Here is a 5,391-nt window from a genome sequence, read left to right as displayed (position 1 = left end):
TGCCGCTCGTCCTTTTTCCACACAGAAGACAAGCGGCCGCTTTGTGGCCCTTCGGTCGGACCGGCAAAACATCCGGGTACCTCGATGAGGGAGACAATTGCCGGTCTTTTCCTCCCTTAAGGTCCACACGCTCCACACGGAAAAAGCAACGGTTGGCATACGCCTCGCGCGTTTTTCCTCGCTTACGAATGGAGGGAAAGTATATTTTGCTTTATCACTATAAAGCGAAATATACTTTCCTATACCGTAAAAAATGTTCCCCGCTTATTGTATCACAATCAGCATTGGGGAACATTTTCTTCACGCGTATTCTATTCTTATTGCTTACTGCCCGCCGGCCTGGAACATCTGCTGAAGCGGGAAATTGGTATGAATGTACTGCATAACAGGCTCAGGCATAACACCGATTACGACGGTACCGATAAATGCAATCAGCACAACCAGCGCGATTGTACCCGGCACCTTCAACGGTGTCTCCGTCTTGCCCGGGCGCATGTACATCTGACGGATTACGCCGAAATAGTAGTAATACGAGACAACGCTTGTTGCCAGCATAATGCCCGCCAACCAGTAACTGCTGTGCACAATCGTGCTCATGAAGATATAGAACTTGCCGAAGAATCCGGCGCTAATCGGAATTCCGGCAAGCGATAGCAGGAAGAATGTCATCGCTATCGCAATCCATGGCGCACGGTGATACAATCCGGCAAATGACTTTATATCCTCTGTCTGTTGATCACGGTTGACGATCATGATAATCGCGAAAATACCCATATTGGCCAACAGATACGCCACCAGATAAAAGATTGTCTGTTCAAACATCAGCACTGTCAGCGTCGCGAACGGAACAAGCAGGTAGCCCGCCTGTGCGATACCGGAATACGCCATCATACGTTTCATGTTAACTTGGCGCACCGCAAGCGTGTTGCCGATAATCATCGACGCACCCGCAATAATCGCAATGTATAATCCCAGCGTATCCACAAGCACAGAGGTTTGCTGCCCTGTCTTCATGTCGAAGTTCACCAGGTTACCGAAAATGACCAGGAAGACACGCAGCACAATTGCGAATCCCGCCGCCTTCGATACGACCGAAAGAAATGCAGTAATCGGTGTCGGCGCTCCCTGGTATACATCCGGTGCCCACATGTGATACGGCACTGCGGAGATTTTGAATGCAAGACCGACAATCATTAGGAAAAACGACAGAAACACCAGGAAATCGAATCCGCCATGGAATACGCTCGACAGTCTTTCTGCAATCACATACAGGTTCGTCGATCCGGTCAGTCCATAGATGAACGACATCCCGTACAGCGTCACTGCGGAAGCAATCCCGCCCGAGACTACGTACTTAAACGCCGATTCATTGGATTGAATGTGGTTCTTTCTCGTACCGACCAGGATATACGAAGAAATCGACAGCACCTCCATTCCGACATACAGCGTAATCAAGTCGGACGAAGACGCCATGAACATCGCGCCGAGCAGCGCGGTAAGAATCAAATAATAATATTCACCTGAATATTTAACGTTTCGGCTTTCATCCACGTAGTTGATAGAAATAAGAAATACCAGCGCCACACCGCTTAGGAAAATCAGCTTAAAACCGTTGGCGAAGCCGTCCAGGCGATACATGTCATTAAGAATGGAAACTACGTTTTGACCGGTGTTCTGGACTACAAAGTATCCCGCAACAATAATTCCGATAAGACCAATCCAGGCGAGAATGCGCCGATCGGACTTCCTACCCATTACTAAATCGAGCAGCGAGAGGAGTGTAGCAACACCTAGTATGGTAAATTCGGGGACCATTACTGACCAATCGTATTGCGCCAGGTTTCCCCATGTACTAGCACCATTCATCGGCTTTTACCCTCCTATCCTTGGCACGATATTTTGCAGCGTTGTCTGCAGCGGTTCACTTAATACGGCAGGGTATACACCGATTAAGATGACAAGGCTCAGCAGCACAACCATCGGCACGACTTCAATCGCCTGCGCGTCAGACAGCGACTCATGCTTCTCACGAATCGGTCCGAACGTTGTGCCAAGCGTCGCGCGCAGCAAATAGACGGCCGTCAGGATAATGCCGAGTGCACCGACAGCGGCAATGATCGGCTTTGTACCGAACAGGCCGACAAACGACAAGAACTCGCTGATAAATCCGGACATCCCCGGAAGTCCCGCCGACGCCATCATCGCCGTTAACAAAATGCCGGAAATGACCGGCATCGACTTGGCAAGACCGCCAAGCTCACGAATGTTGCTCGTTCCAACGCGCTCATGAATAAGTGATACCATGTAGAACATCAACGCCGCAATCAGACCGTGCGATACCATTTGAAAGATTGCGCCCTGGAATCCCTGGGCATTCATTGCCGCCAGACCAAGCAGCACAATTCCCATATGGCTGACGCTGGAATATGCGAGCATTTGCTTCAGCTCATCCTGCACCAATGCAAGCACTGCGCCATACAGAATGTTAATAACGCCAAGCACGGCAATGAGCGTCGAGAGTTGATTCATCCACTCCGGGAAAAAGGCCGCATTCATACGAATCAACGCATAGCCCCCGATTTTAATCAAGACGCCGGATGAAATCATAATGACAGCCGGATGCGCTTCCTGATATGCCTTCAGCATCCACGTATGGAAAGGAACAATCGGAATTTTAATCGCAAACGCCACAAGCAGCGCAAGGAACAGACCCAGACGAATGCTTCCCGGAATAAAGCCCGGCATATCCGGCACATTGCGCGGTGACATCGGACTTGTAAGCACCTGCTTAATTTCCTCGATATTCAGCGTACCCACCAAAACAAACAGTGCCACAAACACAATCAGCATAATCGCAGATCCGACGCCATTATACAGGAAGAATTTCACCGACGCCTGTTCGCGTTCCGTGTAACCCCAGATCCCCATCATGAAGAACAGCGGAATAATCGTAAACTCGAAGAAAATGAAGAACTGGAACAGATTTGCTGCGGTGAAAACACCAAGCATGCCCATTTCTACAATTAAAAACAAAATGTAAAATTCTTTCCAGCGCTTGTTTACCGTCAGCGCCGCTACTGAGGCCATCGTCGCAATTACGGTTGTGAGCACAAGCAGCGGCATGGACAGCCCGTCTACTCCAACCTCAAACTTAATCGGAATCGCCTGCTCACCAACCGGGATGTTAATCCAGTTCCACTGCTGTACAAGCTGCAGACCCTCCGCAGCCGAATTGAAATTGATATACAGCATCACTGCCAGCACAAGCGGCACAAGCGTTGTCAGGATGCCCAGCGCCTTAATTGTACCGGGCAGGCTTCTGGGAACGAAAGCGAGCAGCAGCACACCCAAAAGCGGTGAAAACGTTAGGATTGTAAGAAAATAGTTCGCCATTGCTCCGCGTACCCCCCTGCAATTGTTAAACCGGCAATCAAGAGCACCAAGCCAATAAAGGCAATCGCGCCATATGTTTGTACTTGCCCGTTCTGCATCCGTGCGCCTGTACTTCCGACACCCTTCGTAAACGCGACGACAAGACGCACCAAGCCATCCACTACCCACACATCAAATGCATACATGCCTTTGCCAATTGCACGTAGCGGTTTGACAAATACAGCATCGTAAATTTCATCTACATAATATTTATGGAATGACAGGCGATACAGCGGACCGCCCTCTCCCTGCGGAATCGTACCCTTGCCGTACATCGACCAGGCAAGCCAGATACCCACAAGCGATACGCCTACCGCAAGAAGCGTTACCCAGACGGGAGCCGCATGCTCTGCGCTATGCCCGCCTGCATGGAACATAGTAAAACCATCCGTGAGCCATTCGCCAAGCACCGGCTTCCACGGCGTATTAATGAACCCGGCTACAACCGCCAGCACAGCAAGTACAAGCATCGGCACTGTCATCACACCAGGCGATTCGTGCGCCTCTGCACCTCCGCGCGCCTGTCCGCTAAACGTGAGGAAGAACAGGCGGAACATATAGAACGCCGTAAAGGAAGCGGCAATCAGCGCAACCACAAACAAATCAATATGCCCGGATGAAAGCGTCGCAACAAGAATTTCTTCTTTCGACCAGAAGCCCGCGAACGGCGGTATCCCTGCAATCGCCAAACACCCAATTAAGAATACGAGCCCGGTAATGCGCATCTTCTTCCACAGGCCGCCCATCTCAAAAATATCCTGCGTATGCACGGCATGTATAACGCTGCCCGCCGCAAGGAATAATAGAGCTTTAAAGAAAGCGTGCGTCATCAGGTGGAATGTTCCCGCTACGTACCCCGCAGCGCTTGCCGCACCCAGCGCCAGCATCATGTAGCCCAGCTGGCTTACGGTTGAATAGGCGAGAACACGTTTGATATCTCTTTGCGTCAAACCGATTGAAGCGGCGAAAATTGCGGTAAAACCACCTATATAGGCGACCGTTTCTGCCGCCACCGGAGATGCGAGATACAGATCGTACATCCGGGCTACCAGGTACACACCCGCCGCAACCATCGTAGCGGCGTGAATCAATGCACTGACAGGCGTCGGACCTTCCATAGCATCCGGTAACCATGTATGAAGCGGAAATTGACCGGACTTACCTACGGCACCGACAAAAATCAAGATACCGATAAGCGTAAGTTTCCACTCTTCTACAGCACCCGCTTCGATTTTGTTAAAGATATCGTTGTAGTTAAAGCTTCCAACCCACCAGAAGATGAGGGCGAGTCCGATAAACAGGCCGACGTCACCAATACGGGTAACGATAAAGGCTTTTTTGGCCGCCGCTTTTGCTTCCGGCTTATAGAAGTAGAAACCTACAAGCAAGAAGGAGCAAACACCTACAAGTTCCCAGAATATGTACAGCTGTAGAATGTTAGGTGAAAGCACAACGCCCAGCATCGAGAACGTAAACAGGGCGAGATATTGATAGAATACCGGAAAACGTTCGTCACCGTGCATATAGCCGCGGGAATAGATATGAACCAGCATACTGACCAGTGTAACAATCACAAGCATCATGGCATTCAACTGGTTGACTTCAAAGCCCATCGTAATCTCCTTGCCGGCAAAAGTCAGCCAGTGAAAGTCATTGTAGATATAATCTTTCGCATCCTCGGCAAACCGCTCAAAGAAAATCAGGAGCGCCACCACGAACGAAGCGCCGGTGGCGAGAATACCAACGTACGCCGCGGCCTCTTTCAGTTGGCGTCCAAAGGCTACAAGCAGCACGAAAGCTAAAAGCGGAAAGAGCGGCACAAGCCAGGCATTCGCAATCATTTCCATATTCACCAATCCTTTTCTCTATCGCTTCATTAAGTCCATCTCATCCACCTGTACAGTATTGCGGTTGCGGTACAGAGAAATGAGGATGGCCAGCCCTACGGCTGCTTCGGCT

4 protein-coding genes are annotated in these 5,391 nt (G+C 50.3%); all 4 read right to left on the bottom strand.

The genetic code is table 11. The annotated features are described in order from the left end of the window. Window positions 1-324: 324 nt before the first annotated feature. Window positions 325-1,866 (bottom strand): NADH-quinone oxidoreductase subunit NuoN, encoded by a 1,542-nt coding sequence (gene nuoN, locus B2899_RS00565; RefSeq protein ID WP_146809700.1) that lies wholly within the window; start codon window positions 1,864-1,866, stop codon window positions 325-327. Between the two features lie 6 nt (window positions 1,867-1,872). After that, window positions 1,873-3,393 (bottom strand): complex I subunit 4 family protein, encoded by a 1,521-nt coding sequence (locus B2899_RS00560; protein ID WP_286883241.1) that lies wholly within the window; start codon window positions 3,391-3,393, stop codon window positions 1,873-1,875. Continuing rightward, window positions 3,366-5,273 carry an NADH-quinone oxidoreductase subunit L gene (gene nuoL, locus B2899_RS00555; protein WP_371863548.1) on the bottom strand — a complete coding sequence of 636 codons (1,908 nt, stop codon included), beginning with the start codon at window positions 5,271-5,273 and terminating at the stop codon, window positions 3,366-3,368. The genes B2899_RS00560 and nuoL overlap by 28 nt, the downstream gene beginning before the upstream one ends. 24 nt (window positions 5,274-5,297) lie before the next feature. After that, the coding region (locus tag B2899_RS00550) for an NADH-quinone oxidoreductase subunit K (protein WP_349679032.1) at window positions 5,298-5,391 on the bottom strand (94 nt) is incomplete at its 5' end.

Source organism: Aneurinibacillus sp. UBA3580 (assembly GCF_002375825.1).
Taxonomy (GTDB): domain Bacteria; phylum Bacillota; class Bacilli; order Aneurinibacillales; family Aneurinibacillaceae; genus Aneurinibacillus; species Aneurinibacillus danicus.
The sequence above is the reverse complement of the archived record's forward strand: the minus strand, read 5'-3'. Positions and strand labels throughout refer to the sequence as shown.